This window comes from Dyella sp. 01N448, assembly GCF_056399225.1.
In genome coordinates this window covers 1-15,402 of the sequence record NZ_JBFTQX010000023.1, presented here as the reverse complement: position 1 = coordinate 15,402, position 15,402 = coordinate 1, and the positions used below count along the sequence as shown (strand labels likewise).

The following is a 15,402-nucleotide window of genomic DNA, read 5'->3' as shown; positions in this document are numbered from 1 at the left end:
TCGGTCATGCGGCCCGCGGTCTCGTCAGCTGCCGGTGGCGCCGTGATGCGGCGGATCGTAGAAAACGGTCACGAAATAGAACGCATGCCCCTGGACATCGCTCCGGAAGAAATTGGCATACACAAACTTGTCTGCGGGCTGCACGACCGGTGCCATCTGCGATTTGCCGGTAGCTTCGGCATTGGCGCCAGCTGCCGCCGCCAACGCTTCTACCGGCAACCCAGCCGCCGGTGTCGTGGTCTTGAGCCAGGGCAGCTCCATGGCTCCGAACTCGGCCTTCATTTGCTGGTAAGTCCTCAGCCACACTTGTGCAGCCGCCTTCGCGTCCTGACCCTCGTAAAGATAGATCCCGATCCGGGCCAGGCGCCCGTTACGGAAGAAGAACTGCACGTTCTCCTTGTGCCCCTGATACACGCCGGCGAACGTCTCAAGGTCGCCGTTGCGAAAAGACTTATAGGGACCGAAATCGGCAAATGCCGTCACCTGATCGGGCGTCATCTGGAATTGCCACGGCGGCAAGCCGTCGAACGAGGCCGCTTTGGCTACTGACGTGGTCGCCAACAGGACCAGAAGAGCCACACCCCATCCTTGCATCCGCTGTCTCATGCCATCCCCTTGTCCGTGATCGACGAAGTACCTGCCGGGTGACAAGACATTGCCGGACAGTTGCTCTTGTGACAATGCTTGACGAGCACCAAGGCGTCCCGCCCGCATGACTTCAAGCACGTCCTTTGGCCAGATCGTGAGCGCAAGAATGACGTGGCGACGGAAGTGCGTCAGTAGCTCGTTCCATTCCTGACAGAAGGATCGGTGAAATGAAGCGTGTAGTCGGCGTGCTGTGCGCGGCCTGTTGCGTCACCGGCCTGGTGGCCAAAGCTTCTGCGCAAACCACCGTTCTTGACGTACCGCAGGTGTTCGCACCTGGCGTCGTATCAGGTCCTGCCAACGAAGATTCCGCTGCCTTCACGCCCGACGGCAACACGGTCTTCTTTGATCGCATCCATTGGCCCAATGCAGCCATCATGGTGTCGCATCGTGTCAACGGGATCTGGAGTGCTCCGACGGTGGCGCCGTTCTCGGGGCAGTGGCTGGATCACGATCCGGCGATGTCGCCGGATGGGACGTTCCTGATCTTCTCCTCGAACCGCCCTGATGCGGAAGATGGCAAGCCGCTCGATGCGGTGATGGCCAATGGCAAGGTGCAGCCGGGTTCCGGCGGACATCTGTGGCGCGTCGAGCGCAAGGGCAACGCGTGGGGAGCACCGGTGCGCCTGCCGGATGCGGTGAACAGCAGTTCACGCACCTATGCGCCCAGCGTGGTGGCCGATGGCAGCGTGTATTTCCAGCGTCCCGCAGAGGATGGCGATTTCCGCCTGTTCCGTTCGCAATACCGCAACGGTACCTACATGCCCCCAGTGCCGGTGATGCTGGGCGAAGCATCGGCGCACAAGCTCGATCCTGCCGTCGCGCCCGATGAATCGTTCATCGTGTTCGACGCGAACTTCACCGGCAAGGACGATCCGGATCGCCTCTACATCGCGTTCCGCGAAGGCGACGGCTGGGGCAAGCCGACCGACCTGGGCAAGGACATCAACGTAAAGAGCCCGTGGGGCTCGCACCTTGGCCCCGACCATCGCACGCTCTACTTCAGCAGCACGCGTTCGATCCCCGTGCACTATCCGCGCACGCCGCAGCAGGCGCAGGACGACATCGCCCGCATGCAATGGGACAACGGCAACGACAACATCTGGTCCGTGTCGCTGGCACCGTGGCTGGATGCGCATCACGCAAGCGGTGGTTGATCGCGCGTACTGATCTCACGGAGAAGTGGAAAGACCGCCACGATTCACCGCCTCTGAATTCGCCGCACAAAAAAAGGGCCGGCATAACCGGCCCTTTCTCGATTCACCACGAAGAAGGTGTTACTTCTTCTGCGGCGCTTCCTTCAGACCACGGTTGAGCAGCATCGGCTCGATGCTCGGGTCCTTGCCGCGCCAGTTCTTGTAGAGCGTGGCCAGATCCTGCGTGTTGCCCTGCGAGAGGATCATCGCGCGGAAGCGATCACCGTTCTCGCGGGTCATGCCGCCCTTGTCGACAAAGCCCTGGAAGGCGTCGTCGGCCAGCATTTCGGTCCACAGGTAGGCGTAGTAACCGGCGGCGTAGCCGTTGCCCCAGATGTGCTGGAAGTAGCTGGAGCGGTAGCGCGGCGGCACGTAGCTCAGGTTGATCTTGGCCTTGGTGAGCGCATCCATCTCGAACTTGTCCGGATCCTGCTTGGGCGCATCGGCGCTCAGGCTGTGCCAGCTCATGTCGAGCAGCGCGGCGCCGACCAGTTCGGTCATGTCGTAGCCCTTGTTGAAGGTCTTGGCCTTCTTGAGCTTCTCGACCAGTTCCTGCGGCATCGGCTCCTTGGTCTGATAGTTCTTCGCGTAGTTGGCGAAGATCTTCGGATCGGTGGCCCAGTGCTCGTTGAACTGCGACGGGAATTCCACGAAGTCGCGCGCGGTGTTGGCGCCCGACAGGCTCGGGTACTGCGTATTGGCAAAGATGCCATGCAGGCCGTGGCCGAACTCGTGGAACATGGTGATCACGTCGTCAAACGACAGCAGGGCCGGCTGGCCCGGTGCCGGCTTGGTGAAGTTGGCGACGTTGAAGATCACCGGCTTGGTGCCCAGCAGCTTGGACTGGTCGACCAGGTTGCTCATCCAGGCGCCGCCGTTCTTGTTGTCGCGCTTGTAGTAGTCGCAATAGAACAGCGCCATCGAGGTGCCGTCCTTGTCGAACACTTCGAACACGCGCACGTCAGGCTGCCAGACGGGGATGTCCTTGCGCTCCTTGAAGGTCAGCCCGTAGAGCTGGTTGGCGGCGTAGAACACGCCGTTCTGCAGCACGTTGTCCAGCTCGAAGTACGGCTTGATCTGCGACTCGTCCAGGTCGTACTTGGCCTTGCGCACCTGCTCGGAGTAGTGGTTCCAGTCCCATGCCTCGACCTTGAAGCCACCCTTCTGCTGGTCGATCACGTCCTGGATGTCCTTGGCCTCGCGCTCGGCGCGTGCCGTGGCCGCCGGGGCCAGCTTGTCCATGAAGGTGATCGCCGCTTCCGGCGTCTTGGCCATCTGGTCTTCCAGTTTCCAAGCGGCGTAGCTGGAGAAGCCCAGCAGCTTGCCCTGCTCGGCGCGGATCTGCGCGATGCGGGCGATCATGTCGCGCGTGTCGTTGGCGTCGCCCTTCTCGGCGCGATCCCAGGAGTTCTTGAACAGCTGCTCGCGCGTGGCGCGATCATTGAGGCTCTGCAGCGCCGGCTGCTGCGTGGTGTTCTGCAGCGGCACCACCCACTTGCCGTCGAGCTTGCGCGCCTTGGCCGCTTCCACCGCGGCACCGATGTCGCCATCGGACAGGCCGTCAAGCTTGCTCTTGTCGTCCACCACCAGCGCACCGGCCTTGGTGGCGGCGAGCAGCTTGTTGGTGAACTGCGTGCTCAGCGTGGACTCTTCCTTGTTGAGGTCCTTGAGCTTGGCCTTGTCGGCATCGGACAGCTTGGCGCCGCCATGCACGAAGTTGCGATAGGTCACTTCGACCAGGCGCTTGGATTCCGGATCGAGCTTGAGCGTATCGCGCTGGTCGTAGACCGTCTGGATGCGCTTGAACAGCTTGTCGTTCATGAAGATCGCGTCCTGGTGCTCGGCGAGCTTGGGCGCTTCTTCTTCCTGCACTTTCTGCAGGGTTTCATTGGTGTTGGCGCCGCTGACGGCGTTGAACGCCTGCATCACGCGCTGCATCAGCCGGCCCGACTTCTCCATCGGGACGAAGGTGTTCTCGAAGGTCGGCGCATCCGTGTTGTCGGCGATCTTTTCGATCTCCGCAAGGTGCTGCTTCATGCCTTCTTCGAAGGCCGGCTTGTAGTCGCCGTCCTTGATCTTGTCGAACGGCGGGGCCTCGAACGGCAGGGTGCTGGGCTCGAGGAACGGATTGACCGCACTCACTTCGCCGCCGGGTGCGGCGACCGTGGAAGCCTTGGCCGGCGCGGTGCTGGCGGGAGCGGGCGCGGGCTGCGAGGCCTGCTCGTTCGACTGCTGCGAGCAGGCGGCGAGCGCAATGGACGTGGCTATGACAAGCGTGCGAAGACGAAGCATCGGGGTTCCCCATGGAAACAGACAAACGGACGCCGAGACTAACCACAGCCCGGCACGGGTGCCAAGGGCTGGAAGTACTGGGTCGTTGGACCGTACGCGGCGGCGATGACGCAACCGCAGCATGGGGCGGCCGCGTCAGGCCTTGCGCATGTCGCGCAGCTGCCAGCTGTTGCCGATCAGCAGGTTGAGGCGCTGCCGCACGATGCTCATCGGCAGGTCGGTGATGAGATCCATGTCGATGTGCAGGTCGCTGACCCGCGCGCTGGCCGTGGCCTGCGGGTCGATTGCGCCCAGCGCCGGGTCCACATCGTCCGGCTCATCCTGCATGGCACGCCAGCGCTCGAATAGATCGGTGCTGCGCATGGCGTTCTGCACCGCAGCAGCGAGATCGTTGGGACCGGCTCCGTCATAGCTCAGCGTGGCGACCGGCCCGCGCGCATGGGCGAGGTCGGCGACCGAAAGATAGAAGTGGCTGCGTATGGCCATGGGTGCCTCCTGCGGTGATGGCCCGTACATCCAAGCACGGACCATGTGAACGTCATTCCAAGACCAGTGTGAGATCCAGATGAGCGGCGGCGGCGGACGGTGCCACGCCATACGGCAGGATGCCCAGGCAGGGCGCCGGCAGGTGGTGGCGCAAAGTGGCGATATTTTCGTCGACGGCGTCCATGTCCGGATCGATCTGGTTGCCGATCCAGCCCACCAGGCGGCAGCCATCGGTGGCGATCGCGCGTGCGGACAGCAAGGCGTGATTGATGCAGCCCAGCCGCAGGCCCACCACCAGCACCACCGGCAACTGCCATTGACGTGGAATATCCGACGCCAGCAGGCTGCGCGACAGCGGCACCAGCCAGCCACCGACGCCTTCCACCAGCACATCGTCATGCATGCCACGCAGACGCTCGAAGGCCTCGTAGAGCGGCGCGAGACGGATCTCGACGCCCTCGTGCGCCGCCGCCAGGTGGGGCGACAAGGGCTCGCGCAAGGCCACCGGATTGATCCATTCGTAAGGCATCGGCGAACTGCTGGCCGCCTGCAATGCGAGCGCGTCGTCGTTGCGCAAGCCCTGCGGCGTCTCCACGCAACCGCTGGCCACCGGCTTCATGCCGCAGGCCTGATTGCCGCGACTGCGCAGCAGATGCAGCAGCGTGCAGGTGGCATGGGTCTTACCGACACCCGTGTCGGTGCCTGCAATAAACAGTGTCGACATAGCCATCCCCTGAATGGTCGCGCCCGGCATTCCCGTGCCGCCCGGCAGGCGCATAATACGTGCTTTACGGCGGCCCGCCTGGACAGATCCCCGCGATCCACGGGCGCCACAGGAGTCGATCGATGTACGAAGTGAAGACGCAGGCCTACGCCAGCAAGCGCGAACAATACGAAGATCTGTGCGCCCAGGCCCGCGGGCTGCTGGAAGGCGAGCCCGACGTGATCGCCAACGCCGCCAATTTCGCCGCGCTGATCTATCACAGCCTGCCCGACTTCAACTGGAGCGGTTTCTACCTGTATGACGGCACCGAACTGGTCGTCGGTCCGTTCCAGGGCAAACCGGCCTGCATCCGCATCGCGCTCGGCCGCGGCGTGTGCGGCACCGCGGCGCAGACGCGCCAGACACAGGTGGTGCGCGACGTGAATGCGTTCGATGGCCATATCGCCTGCGACGCCGCCTCGCAATCGGAAATCGTGGTGCCGCTGGTGCGCGACGACGGCAGCCTGTTTGGCGTGTGGGATGTAGACAGCCCGTCCATCGCCCGCTTCGACGAGGACGACCGCGCCGGCATGGAGGCGCTGTGCGCGATCTTCATGGCCGCCGTCGACAAGCGCTGAGCTTGCCGAAAAGCTCGCGCCGGGTGTCCGGCGCGTTGCTTACTCTCGCGGCGTATTGAGCAGCGTCATCACCATATCGCGCGCTTCCTCCACGCCGGTGGGCGTCTGCGAGGAAAAAATCTGCGCCGTGGCCTGGGTTTCGCTGGCCGACAACACCTTGCGAAGCGCCATCAGCGCCTGTGCCGCCGCGCTCCGCGACAATTTGTCCGCCTTGGTCAGCAACACGTGGCAAGGCAGGTGGGTGGCGAAGCAAAACTCCAGCATCATCCGATCGAAGTCCTTGAGCGGATGGCGAATATCGGTGATCAGCACCACTCCGCGCAGGCTGCGACGCTGATGCAGATAGGCATCGATTTCCTGCTTCCAGTGCTCGCGCAAGGCCTCGGGCACCTTGGCGTAGCCATAGCCGGGTAGGTCAATTAGCCGCGCCGGCAGCGCGTCCGGGCCCTCGCCGAGGGTCTGCGGTGGCAGCGAGAACGCCACCATCTGCTGGGTTCGACCTGGTGTTTTCGACGTACGCGCCAGACCGCGATGCGCAGTCAAGGTATTGAGCGCGCTCGACTTGCCGGCATTGGAGCGACCCGCAAACGCCACCTCCGCGCCGCTGTCGGTCGGAAGTTGAGAAATTCGGTGGGCAGCCAGTACGAACTGGGCGCCTTGCAATGGATTGGACATGGTTTGACCGGCTATGGTGGCGCAGAGATAATCCGGTAGTTTCTGCCAGTTGCGGACGCGCTGGCCAGCGCGAACCGTGCAGCCATAGCAGTTTTTCGGGAGACAAGTGTATGAGTTTTCGGCCTGCCGGTTTTCGGCCCGCTGTTGTTCGTTATGCCGTAGTCCTCGTCTTTGCGTTGTCTTCCGGAGCAATCCTGGCGCAGGAAGCCAAGAATCCGGCGCCCGCAACCACCGCCGCCAAGCCGGCCGCAGCCGCCACGGCACCTGCCGCCGCTGCTGCTGAAGCCGCCGCCAAGCCGGCTGAGGCGACTGCCGCCGTGAAGCCCGGCGATGCCACCGCAGGCCAGGGCAAGTCGGCCGCGTGTGGCGCCTGCCACGGCATCGACGGCAATTCCGCCGATCCGCAGTATCCCAAGCTGGCTGGCCAGAGCGAGGCGTACATCGTCCACCAGCTCAACAGCTTCAAGTCCGGCAAGCGCCAGAACCCGATCATGATGGGCATGGTGGCACCGCTGTCCGAGCAGGACATGCGCGACATCGGCGCCTACTTCGCCAGCAAGACCTCGCTGCCGGGCGTGGCTGACCAGGCACTGGTCGAGCGCGGCGAGCAGCTCTACCGCCAGGGCGACAGCACCAAGGGTGTGCCTGCCTGCATGGCGTGCCACAGCATCGATGGCCGCGGCAATCCGGGCGCGATGTACCCGCAGCTCACCAGCCAGCATGCGCAGTACATCGAAGCCACGCTCAAGGCCTGGCACGACGGCACCGTGTGGGGTGACGACGCCCACTCGCAGATCATGCCGGGCATCGCCGCCAAGCTGGACGCCAAGGACATTGCCGCGATCGCCAGCTACGTCGAAGGCCTGCATGCCGCCGAAGGCGCGGGCACTTCTGCCGCCAAGTAAATGTCTATGACACGCCGGCCATGGGCCGGCGTGTCCGTTCCGAGCCAAGACTCTGTATTGAGGATCACCATGCTGAAGCGTCTGTCGTTCCTGTGTGCCGCCCTGCTCGCGCTCGCCGCCTGCAGCAACAACAACGACAACGCCAGCCAGGCACCGCAGCCGACCCCGGCTCCGGCAGCCACCGCGCCCGCCGCCCAGCCGGCTGCTGCCGCAACCACCGCGGCTCCGGCCGCCGCCAGCACCGCCGCCGCTCCGGCGGCTGCCAGCACCACCGCGCAGGCTCCGGCGGCGCCCGCCGCAGCGGCCACGCCGTTCGTGGACGATGGCAAGTGGGTGGAAGGCAAGCACTACTTCCGCATCGAACCGGCGCAGGCCAAGGTCAGCAGCACCGACAAGATCGAAGTGACCGAGGTGTTCTCCTACGGCTGCCCGGCGTGCAACCAGTTCCATCCCACCATGAACAAGCTGGTGCAGGAGCTGCCCGCCAGCGCCGCCGTGGCTTATCTGCCGGCCTCCTTCATGCCGCAGGAAAACTGGCCGATGCTGCAGCGCGCCTTCCTCACCGCGCAGGCGCTGGGCGTGGCCGACAAGGCCAATGACGCGATGTACGACGCCGTGTGGAAGTCGCAGGAGCTGAGCGCCATGCAGGGCACCGGCCTCAAGCCCGCTTCGGCGCTGCCCACCATCGACGACGCCGCCAAGGTCTACGCAAAGTTCGGGGCCGATCCGAAAGAATTCGCCGCTGTGGCCAACTCGTTTGCCATCAACACCAAGGTCAAGCGCGCCGACGAAATGCTCAAGGCCTATGGCGTGGAAGAAACCCCGACCATCGTGGTCGACGGCAAGTACCGTTTCACCGCGCGTTCGGCCGGCGGTTATGAGCAGGCAGTGGAACTCGCCAAGTGGCTGGTGTCCAAGGAAGCCGCAGGCAAGTAAGCCGCGCGCATCGACATCCACCTGACGCCATTCGACGAGACCCGCCCCATGTTCAAGCGTTTTGCCTCCCTGCGCGCCTTCAGCCTGATCGCCGGCCTGTTGCTGGCCACGGCGTGCACCGCCACCGGCTCCAACGATGCCGCGCCCTATACCGAGGGCACCGAGTACGTGACGCTGCCGGCACCGGCGCACCGCCTCAGCAATGAGGGCAAGGTCGAAGTGGTCGAAGTGTTCTCCTACGGCTGCATCCACTGCGCGCATTTCGCGCCGATCGCCGAGCAGATGCGCAAGCAGCTGCCGGCCGGCGTGACGTTCAAGCTGATGCCGGCCGTGTTCAGCGACGAATGGCTGCCGTTTGCCCGTGCCTATTACGCCGCCAAGAAGCTGGGCGTGCTGGAACAGACGCACCTGGAGCTGTTCAAGGCCAAGTTCGACGACCACTACCCGATCTCCACCCTCGATGAGCTGGCCGATTTCTACGCCATGCATGGCGCGAAGCGCGAGGAGTTCATGCGCATCGCCAGTTCCGACGAGGTGACCCAGCAGATCCGCAAGGATGCCGAGCTGGTCAAGCAGTGGCAGGTGGACGGCACGCCGACCATCGTCGTCGACGGCAAGTACCGCACTGCCAATGTGAAGACCCTGGCCGAACTGTCCGCCGTCGCCCAGTGGCTGGCCAAGCGCGACCTCAGCGGCGCCAAGTAAGCCCCGGCGGCGACGCGGAACTTTCCCCGCGTTCACAACCGACCGGGCATGCTCAGGGTCTGTCTCCAGTCTGATCGCCGCCACGATGGCGGCGTTCACCCTTTTGCGACTACCCTTTCCGCCCGATGAAGCGTGCCGAACCCACTCCCGCCCCGGCCACCGAACGCCGTTTGCGTCTGCTCAGCTGCAATATCCTGGCTGGCGCCAGCGTGCAGCGTTACAGCGAATACGTCACGCGCAGCCTCAATGCCGTGCTGCCGGGCCGCAGCAAACTGGACAACCTCGACCGCCTCGCCGAAGTACTGCCGCAGTTCGACCTGATCGGCCTGCAGGAAGCGGACGCCGGCAGCCTGCGTTCGGGCTTTCTCAATCAGACGCGCTACCTGGCCGAAGCGGCCGGCATGCCGTTCTGGAGTCATCAGCCCAATCGCCCGATGGCGCGGCTGGCGCATTCGGCGAACGGGTTGATCAGCCGGCTCGAACCCAGCAGCGTGCTCGACTATCCGCTGCCCAGCCGCATTCCCGGCCGCGGCGCCTTGCTCGCGCGTTTTGGCGACGGCGACGATGCGCTCGCCGTGATGATCGCGCACCTCTCGCTCAGCGCACCGGCACGTGCGAAGCAGCTGGGCTTCATTGCCGAAGTGCTGCAGGATTTCCCGCATGCCGTGCTGATGGGCGATCTCAATACCGAAGCGCGCAGCGCGGAGATGAAGCACCTGTTCGCCAAGTCCAGCCTGGTGCCGCCCGATCAATCGACGCCGACGTTTCCCAGCTGGAAGCCGCGTCGCGCGCTCGATCACATCCTCACCTCCGAGAAGATCCAGCTCGACAAAGTGTGGGCGCTGCCGCAGGCGTTCTCCGATCATCTACCCATAGCGGCCGAGATCCGCTTGCCCAGCCATATCACCCCACGCCTGCACCGGATCCGTCGATGAAACGCGCTGTACTGCTGACCCTGCCCTGGTTGACGCTGATCCTGCTCGGCGCGCTTGCGTATGCGCTGCGTTATGGCCTGGTCGAGTCGGTCGACGTGGCGCACCTGTGCGACACCGCGCGCTCGCTGACCTGCGATGCGCGCCATGCCGCGGTGATGGGATTTGTATTGGCACCGCTGCGCATGTCTGCCAGCTACAGCTATCAGATGGGCATCTACGGCTGGGTGGCACTGGCCGCCGCCGTACTCGCACTGGCCTGGAAGCACCCGTTCGCGGCCTGGCTTTCCGCGGCGACCGGCGTGGTCGCCGTGGTGCTCTACTGTTTTGCGCCGGGTGCGTTCGCGTTACTGGTGGGTTGCCTGCGGCTGGTACGTCTGCAGTCGGGCGGCGCGGCGCCATTCGATCATCACCGCACCGGCGGTCGCGAAGTTCACGGCCAGCCATAGCCAGGTCGACGGGTTGAGCCCGATCTCCTGCGCCACCACCACGGCAGCGAGCAACGGCAGCAGGCAGGCCATGAAGCGCTCCTCGATGATCGGCACCACGCAGTTGTCGGCCGATTCCATCAACGCCGCAATCATGAAGCCCACCGCCGGCGGCCAGAACAGGCCCAGCGGGAAATCGCGATAGCGGCCGTCGAAGACCAGCAGCAAGTCGTAGAAGGCCAAGCCGAACATCCACAGGAAACGCACGCGGCGATCCGGCAACTGGATGGCCGCGCCGGCCAGTCGTGCAGCGATGCGGCGCGCCAGATAGACGGCCGAAAGCAGGGCCAGCGCGCAAAGCAGGCCGGAAAACACCCATTCCAGCTGGTTGCGGCAATCGAACAGCATGCGACGGCCCTGCCATGCAATCGACGTGGCGGTGGCGAAGCCAGCGAGGATCAGCGCAACGCGACTGCGCGTATTGGCCAAGCCGCGACGCCAGATGCCCGACAGCAAAAACAACACGGCACCTGCCACACCGGCGAACCAGCCGGCGATCCAGTTCGGCTCCTCGACCACCGGTCCCTGCATGCTGAACTTGGGCTTTGCATTGACATCGAAAATGCCCCAATAGCCGCCGACCGTGCCTTCCTGATCGCGCTTCCACGGCTGGTCGAACGCTTCGATCACGTTGTACGGCATGTCCACGCTGCCGGCATAGAGCAGGAATTCGCGCAGATAACGCGCCTCGTTCACCAGGCTCGCACTCGCCTCGCGGCGCGGACGGCCCTGGCTCGGCCAGCCGGTCTCGCCAATCATCACGGCACGACCGGAGAAGTGCGCCTTCATCTGCGCATAGACGTCCGCGACATGCTTGAGTGCATCCTGCGGCGGCACCGGATCGTCCTCCCAGTACGGGAGAATGTGGATGGTGATGTAGTCGACCACGTTGGCCATCTGCGGATAGCGCAGCCAGAACTCCCACACATCGGCATAGGTGACCGGCACGTGCACATCCTGCAGCGCGCTGCGCACGCGCGTGATGTAGGCGGCGATCGCTTCGGGCGATTGCTCGCCGCGCAGCAGCACTTCGTTGCCGACGATCACGCCGCGGATCACCTGCGGATACGCCTTCGCGGTGGCGATGCCCATCGTCACTTCGCGGTCGTTGAGCGCGAGATCGCGGCCCAGCCAGATGCCCATCAGCACCTTCATGCCGTATTTCTGGGCGATCGCGGGCACAGCGTTCAAGCCAAAGCCCTGCGAATACGTGCGCACGCAATCGAAGCGCTCGGACAATGCCTTCAGATCCGCGTCGATACGCTCGGGGCTGACAAAGGCATGCGGATCGAGCGGCGTCTCGCCCGGCTTGCGGAACGGTGCATAGGACACGCAGGCGATGCGTGCGGTCGGCGCATCCGGCAGCGCCACCGGGCGTCCAATCTGCCACCACCACGCGGCGCCTGACAGGGTGGCCACGACGAGGATCAACCATGCCAGCGGGGCAACACGGGATGACGGCGAGGGCGATGGCGACATGCGCTTCCTAAGAGCGTGGCTCAAGCGCCGGATGCGGCGCCTCGTGGGTGGCGAATTCTAACAGGGGCTGCGCCCTCGCCATGTGCGCGGGCAGGGCCGCGCCCTCGGTTTCACGTCACGCTCAGCGGGGATTGGCCATTCTGCGCAGTCCCGCGCAGCGCGCCGCCCCTGCGGAACCGCGACTATCACTGCGTCGGTCTTGGCAAAGGAGTCGTCATGTCCCTGCACGCAGCACCGCGGCAAGTTGCCCGCCGCCTGCTCATCCTGGTGGCCGGCCTGTGGCTGGTCGGCGCGGCCTCGGCCGCCGAGCCCACGGAAGCGCAACGCACGGCATTCAAGCAGGCGTACGCCGCGGCCCAGCAGGGCGGCGATGGCTGGCGCACGGCGGCCAGCACACTGCAGGACTACCCGCTCTATCCCTATCTGGAAGTGACCTCGCTCACGCACGATATCCGCCAGGTCCAGCGGCCGCAGGTCGAGGACTATCTCAAGCGCTATCCCGGCCTGCTGCCTGCCGCGGACTTGCGCCGCGACTTTCTCACCGAACTGGCGCGCCGGCAGGATTGGGACACGTTTCTTGCGATGTACCAGCCGGGTCTCGGCGATGCGCTCACCTGCAACGCGTTGCAGGCGCAGCTGAGCAAGGGTGCGCAGCTCGATTTCGATCGCGACCTTGCCGCGCTGTGGAGCAAGCCCAAACTGCCGGGTGCCTGCGATCCGGTGTTGAGCGCCGCGCACGACCAGGGCCTGCTCACCGAACCACGCCTGTGGGATCGCATCGACCGCGCCGCGGATGCCGTGCAGCCGGGCACCATCAACGCCATCGCCGGCTGGCTGCCGGCGGACCAGGCGGATTCCGCAAGACGCATCGCCTCCGCACTCAGCGATCCCGGGGCTGCGGTGGTGGCAGCCAATCAGTGGCCCGATACGACGCGCAACCGGCAGGCCGCGACGCTCGCGCTGGAACGACTTGCGCGGCGCCAGTCGGTCACCGCGGACATCGCCTGGCAAAAACTGCAGAGCCATTTCGCCTTCACTCCCGAGCAGCGCAATCGCGTGATGTATGCGCTGGCCTTGTTCCATGCCACCGACTACGACGCCGATGCACTCTCGCGCCTGATCGCGCTGCCGGCGTCCGTGCAGACCGACACCAGCCGCGAATGGCGCGTGCGCGCCGCCCTGGCACAACAGGACTGGACTGCGGCGCTCGCCGCCATCGATGCGATGCCGGCGACGCAACAGCAGGACGGCGAATGGCGCTGGTTCCGCGCACGCGCTCTGGCTGCCACCAATCGCAATGCCGAGTCGCAACAGGTACTCAGCAGCCTGGCGCAGGAGCCGACGTTCTTCGGATTCCTTGCTGCCGATCGCATCAAGGCGCCGTACGGCATCTGCCAGACGGACCTGAAAGGCAACCCGCAGCGCGAACGCGCCCTGCTCGCCAACCAGGGTTTGTTGCGCGCGTTCGAGCTTTATGCCGTGGGCCTGCCCAAGCAGGCGCGTCGCGAATGGACGCAGGCACTCGATGGCGCTGATGCGGATACGCTCAAGCAGGCGGTCGCTCTCGCCTATCGTCGCGGCTGGTACGACCGCGCGGTGTTCACCTTCAACACCGGCGATGCGTTGCGCTATTACGAGCAGCGCTTCCCGCTGGCCAGCCAGGACGGACTGGTACCGCAGGCCGAACAGGCAGGGATCGATCCGTCGTGGGCGTACGCCATTCTTCGCGCGGAAAGCGCCTGGATGGCCGATGCACGCTCCGGTGCGGATGCGCGCGGCCTGATGCAGTTGCTGCCGTCGACGGCCGCGCTGGTGGCCAAGCGCAACGGCGTCACCTGGACTGGCGGGGACTCGCTGTACGACCCGATCACCAACATCATCCTGGGCACGCGCTATCTCGCGCAGATGGCAGCGCGCTTCAACGGCGCGCCCTGGCTCGCCAGCGCGGCCTACAACGCCGGCCCCGGCAAGGTGGACCAATGGCTGGAGGCGCGCAATTCGCTGCCGCCGGACCTGTTCATCGCCACCATTCCGTTCAAGGAGACGCGCGAATACGTGGCGCGCGTGATGTCCTTCGCGGTGATCTACGACTGGCGCCAGCATGGCAATGCCGTCACGCTGTCGCAGCGACTCACGCCGATCGGCCAGACCTATACGCTGCCGGATGCCCGCAGTGAGCGTAAGCTGGTGACCTGTCCGGTGGTGGCGCCGCCGACGCCTGCGGAGGCAGGTTCAGCTGCTCCCGCCAGCAGCATGGCAGCACCGGCTGCAGCCAGCAGTACGCATTGAGGCGGAGACACTGAGTGACACTGAAATCCAAACAACTGGTCGTGCTCGGCGGTAGCGGCTTTGTCGGCTCGCATTTGCTGCCGCGCCTGATCAGGGACGGCCATCGCATCGTGCTGCTATCGCGCAACCGCGAACAGCGGCGTGCGCTGGGCGTGCTCCCCGGCGTGAGCATCCACAGCGTGGATGTGTATGACGCCAATGCGCTGCGCCGGCAGTTCGAGGGCGCCGATGCGGTGATCAACCTGGTCGGCATCCTCAATGCGTTCGGCGAGCAGACCTTCCAGCGCGCGCACGTGGACCTGGCCCAGCGCGTGCTCGGCGCCTGCCAGGCGGCCGGCGTGTCGCGCCTGCACCATATGAGCGCGCTCAAGGCCGGCCAGGGCTTGTCGCAATACCTCAAGAGCAAGGGCGAGGCGGAAGCGCAGGTGCGCAACTCCTCGATTGACTGGACCATCTACCAGCCGAGCGTGATGTTCGGCGCGGATGGCGGCCTGGTGTCGCGTTTCGCCACGTTGCTGCGGCAGATGCCAGTGCTGCCGCTGGCACGCGCACCGTCGAAGATGGCGCCGACCTGGGCCGGCGACGTGGCCGAAGCGATGGCTCGCTGCATCGGCGACGACAAGCTCGGCATCGACCGCAGCTTCGAGCTCTACGGCCCGGATGTGCTCACGCTCGGCGAGATCGTGCACATGATCCGCGACACGATGGGCGTGCGCACACCCATCATGGCGCTGCCGGACGGCCTCGGCCGGCTGCAGGCACAAGTGGCGCAAATGCTGCCGGGCAAGCCGTTCTCGCTGGACAACTTTCGCTCGCTGCGCACCGATTCGGTGGGCAAGGTGGATGGTTATGCCGCGCTGGGCATCACCCCGCAGCCGCTGGCGGCATGGCTGCCGGTGCTGTTGAACATACCGGCGCGGCAGCGTCGGCTGGACCTGGCGAGATCGGCTGGGCGATAACTCGTCCACCCCTTCCCTGTGGGCGCTTCCCTGTGAGAGCTTCCCTGTGGGAGCGCACCCGGTGCGCGACGGCG

15 protein-coding genes are annotated in these 15,402 nt (G+C 65.2%); 9 read left to right on the top strand and 6 right to left on the bottom strand.

Annotation, left to right across the window (positions count from 1 at the left end):
* Window positions 1-24: 24 nt before the first annotated feature.
* Window positions 25-579: a hypothetical protein gene (locus AC1DKY_RS20690; protein ID WP_441605225.1), complete on the bottom strand. Its 555-nt coding sequence runs from the start codon at window positions 577-579 to the stop codon at window positions 25-27.
* 236 nt (window positions 580-815) lie between these two features.
* Here AC1DKY_RS20690 and AC1DKY_RS20685 point away from each other — a divergent pair, with 236 nt between their 5' ends.
* On the top strand, window positions 816-1,802 hold the full coding sequence (locus AC1DKY_RS20685) for a TolB family protein (RefSeq protein WP_441605224.1): 987 nt from the start codon (window positions 816-818) through the stop codon (window positions 1,800-1,802).
* Between the two features lie 120 nt (window positions 1,803-1,922).
* Here the strand turns inward: AC1DKY_RS20685 and dcp are convergent, their stop codons facing one another.
* The 3 genes from dcp to bioD form a co-directional block, all read right to left on the bottom strand.
* Complete coding sequence (gene dcp, locus AC1DKY_RS20680) at window positions 1,923-4,133, bottom strand: peptidyl-dipeptidase Dcp (protein WP_441605223.1); 2,211 nt, start codon at window positions 4,131-4,133, stop codon at window positions 1,923-1,925.
* Window positions 4,134-4,268: 135 nt separating this feature from the next.
* The gene (locus AC1DKY_RS20675; protein ID WP_441605222.1) at window positions 4,269-4,619 is read right to left on the bottom strand and encodes a hypothetical protein; all 351 of its coding nucleotides are present in this window, start codon (window positions 4,617-4,619) and stop codon (window positions 4,269-4,271) included.
* Between the two features lie 52 nt (window positions 4,620-4,671).
* Window positions 4,672-5,343 (bottom strand): dethiobiotin synthase, encoded by a 672-nt coding sequence (gene bioD, locus AC1DKY_RS20670; RefSeq protein WP_441605221.1) that lies wholly within the window; start codon window positions 5,341-5,343, stop codon window positions 4,672-4,674.
* A gap of 122 nt (window positions 5,344-5,465) precedes the next feature.
* Here bioD and AC1DKY_RS20665 point away from each other — a divergent pair, with 122 nt between their 5' ends.
* The gene (locus tag AC1DKY_RS20665) at window positions 5,466-5,960 is read left to right on the top strand and encodes a GAF domain-containing protein (RefSeq protein WP_441605220.1); all 495 of its coding nucleotides are present in this window, start codon (window positions 5,466-5,468) and stop codon (window positions 5,958-5,960) included.
* A 39-nt stretch (window positions 5,961-5,999) separates the two neighbouring features.
* Here the strand turns inward: AC1DKY_RS20665 and yihA are convergent, their stop codons facing one another.
* Window positions 6,000-6,635: a ribosome biogenesis GTP-binding protein YihA/YsxC gene (gene yihA, locus AC1DKY_RS20660; protein WP_046972401.1), complete on the bottom strand. Its 636-nt coding sequence runs from the start codon at window positions 6,633-6,635 to the stop codon at window positions 6,000-6,002.
* 110 nt (window positions 6,636-6,745) lie between these two features.
* On the opposite strand from yihA, the gene AC1DKY_RS20655 reads away from it, so the two are divergent.
* From AC1DKY_RS20655 to AC1DKY_RS20635, 5 genes are all read left to right on the top strand, one after another.
* Entirely contained in the window at window positions 6,746-7,540 is a 795-nt protein-coding gene (locus AC1DKY_RS20655) for a c-type cytochrome (protein WP_441605219.1), read from the top strand.
* A 69-nt stretch (window positions 7,541-7,609) separates the two neighbouring features.
* Complete coding sequence (locus AC1DKY_RS20650) at window positions 7,610-8,476, top strand: thiol:disulfide interchange protein DsbA/DsbL (RefSeq protein WP_441605218.1); 867 nt, start codon at window positions 7,610-7,612, stop codon at window positions 8,474-8,476.
* Window positions 8,477-8,524: 48 nt separating this feature from the next.
* Window positions 8,525-9,181, top strand: coding sequence for a thiol:disulfide interchange protein DsbA/DsbL (locus AC1DKY_RS20645; RefSeq protein ID WP_441605217.1), 657 nt, complete (start codon window positions 8,525-8,527; stop codon window positions 9,179-9,181).
* Between the two features lie 125 nt (window positions 9,182-9,306).
* Window positions 9,307-10,116, top strand: a complete 810-nt coding sequence (locus tag AC1DKY_RS20640; RefSeq protein WP_441605216.1) for an endonuclease/exonuclease/phosphatase family protein — start codon at window positions 9,307-9,309, stop codon at window positions 10,114-10,116.
* Window positions 10,113-10,562, top strand: a complete 450-nt coding sequence (locus AC1DKY_RS20635) for a hypothetical protein (RefSeq protein ID WP_441605215.1) — start codon at window positions 10,113-10,115, stop codon at window positions 10,560-10,562. Before AC1DKY_RS20640 ends, AC1DKY_RS20635 begins: the two co-directional genes overlap by 4 nt.
* On the opposite strand, the gene AC1DKY_RS20630 is transcribed toward AC1DKY_RS20635, so the two are convergent.
* Window positions 10,461-12,080: a glycoside hydrolase family 17 protein gene (locus AC1DKY_RS20630; protein ID WP_441605214.1), complete on the bottom strand. Its 1,620-nt coding sequence runs from the start codon at window positions 12,078-12,080 to the stop codon at window positions 10,461-10,463. The two genes, AC1DKY_RS20635 and AC1DKY_RS20630, sit on opposite strands and share 102 nt — an antisense overlap.
* A gap of 216 nt (window positions 12,081-12,296) precedes the next feature.
* Here AC1DKY_RS20630 and AC1DKY_RS20625 point away from each other — a divergent pair, with 216 nt between their 5' ends.
* Window positions 12,297-14,369 (top strand): transglycosylase SLT domain-containing protein, encoded by a 2,073-nt coding sequence (locus AC1DKY_RS20625; protein ID WP_441605213.1) that lies wholly within the window; start codon window positions 12,297-12,299, stop codon window positions 14,367-14,369.
* 20 nt (window positions 14,370-14,389) lie between these two features.
* Window positions 14,390-15,328, top strand: coding sequence for a complex I NDUFA9 subunit family protein (locus tag AC1DKY_RS20620; RefSeq protein WP_441605241.1), 939 nt, complete (start codon window positions 14,390-14,392; stop codon window positions 15,326-15,328).
* Window positions 15,329-15,402: the final 74 nt, after the last annotated feature.

Excerpts from the sequence above, each read along its gene's own strand:
- AC1DKY_RS20685 (WP_441605224.1), top strand. The coding sequence starts at position 816 with ATGAAGCGTGTAGTCGGCGTGCTGTGCGCGGCCTGTTGCGTCACCGGC.
- dcp (WP_441605223.1), bottom strand. The coding sequence starts at position 4,133 with ATGCTTCGTCTTCGCACGCTTGTCATAGCCACGTCCATTGCGCTCGCC.
- AC1DKY_RS20675 (WP_441605222.1), bottom strand. The coding sequence starts at position 4,619 with ATGGCCATACGCAGCCACTTCTATCTTTCGGTCGCCGACCTCGCCCAT.
- bioD (WP_441605221.1), bottom strand. The coding sequence starts at position 5,343 with ATGTCGACACTGTTTATTGCAGGCACCGACACGGGTGTCGGTAAGACC.
- AC1DKY_RS20665 (WP_441605220.1), top strand. The coding sequence starts at position 5,466 with ATGTACGAAGTGAAGACGCAGGCCTACGCCAGCAAGCGCGAACAATAC.
- yihA (WP_046972401.1), bottom strand. The coding sequence starts at position 6,635 with ATGTCCAATCCATTGCAAGGCGCCCAGTTCGTACTGGCTGCCCACCGA.
- AC1DKY_RS20655 (WP_441605219.1), top strand. The coding sequence starts at position 6,746 with ATGAGTTTTCGGCCTGCCGGTTTTCGGCCCGCTGTTGTTCGTTATGCC.
- AC1DKY_RS20650 (WP_441605218.1), top strand. The coding sequence starts at position 7,610 with ATGCTGAAGCGTCTGTCGTTCCTGTGTGCCGCCCTGCTCGCGCTCGCC.
- AC1DKY_RS20645 (WP_441605217.1), top strand. The coding sequence starts at position 8,525 with ATGTTCAAGCGTTTTGCCTCCCTGCGCGCCTTCAGCCTGATCGCCGGC.
- AC1DKY_RS20640 (WP_441605216.1), top strand. The coding sequence starts at position 9,307 with ATGAAGCGTGCCGAACCCACTCCCGCCCCGGCCACCGAACGCCGTTTG.
- AC1DKY_RS20635 (WP_441605215.1), top strand. The coding sequence starts at position 10,113 with ATGAAACGCGCTGTACTGCTGACCCTGCCCTGGTTGACGCTGATCCTG.
- AC1DKY_RS20630 (WP_441605214.1), bottom strand. The coding sequence starts at position 12,080 with ATGTCGCCATCGCCCTCGCCGTCATCCCGTGTTGCCCCGCTGGCATGG.
- AC1DKY_RS20625 (WP_441605213.1), top strand. The coding sequence starts at position 12,297 with ATGTCCCTGCACGCAGCACCGCGGCAAGTTGCCCGCCGCCTGCTCATC.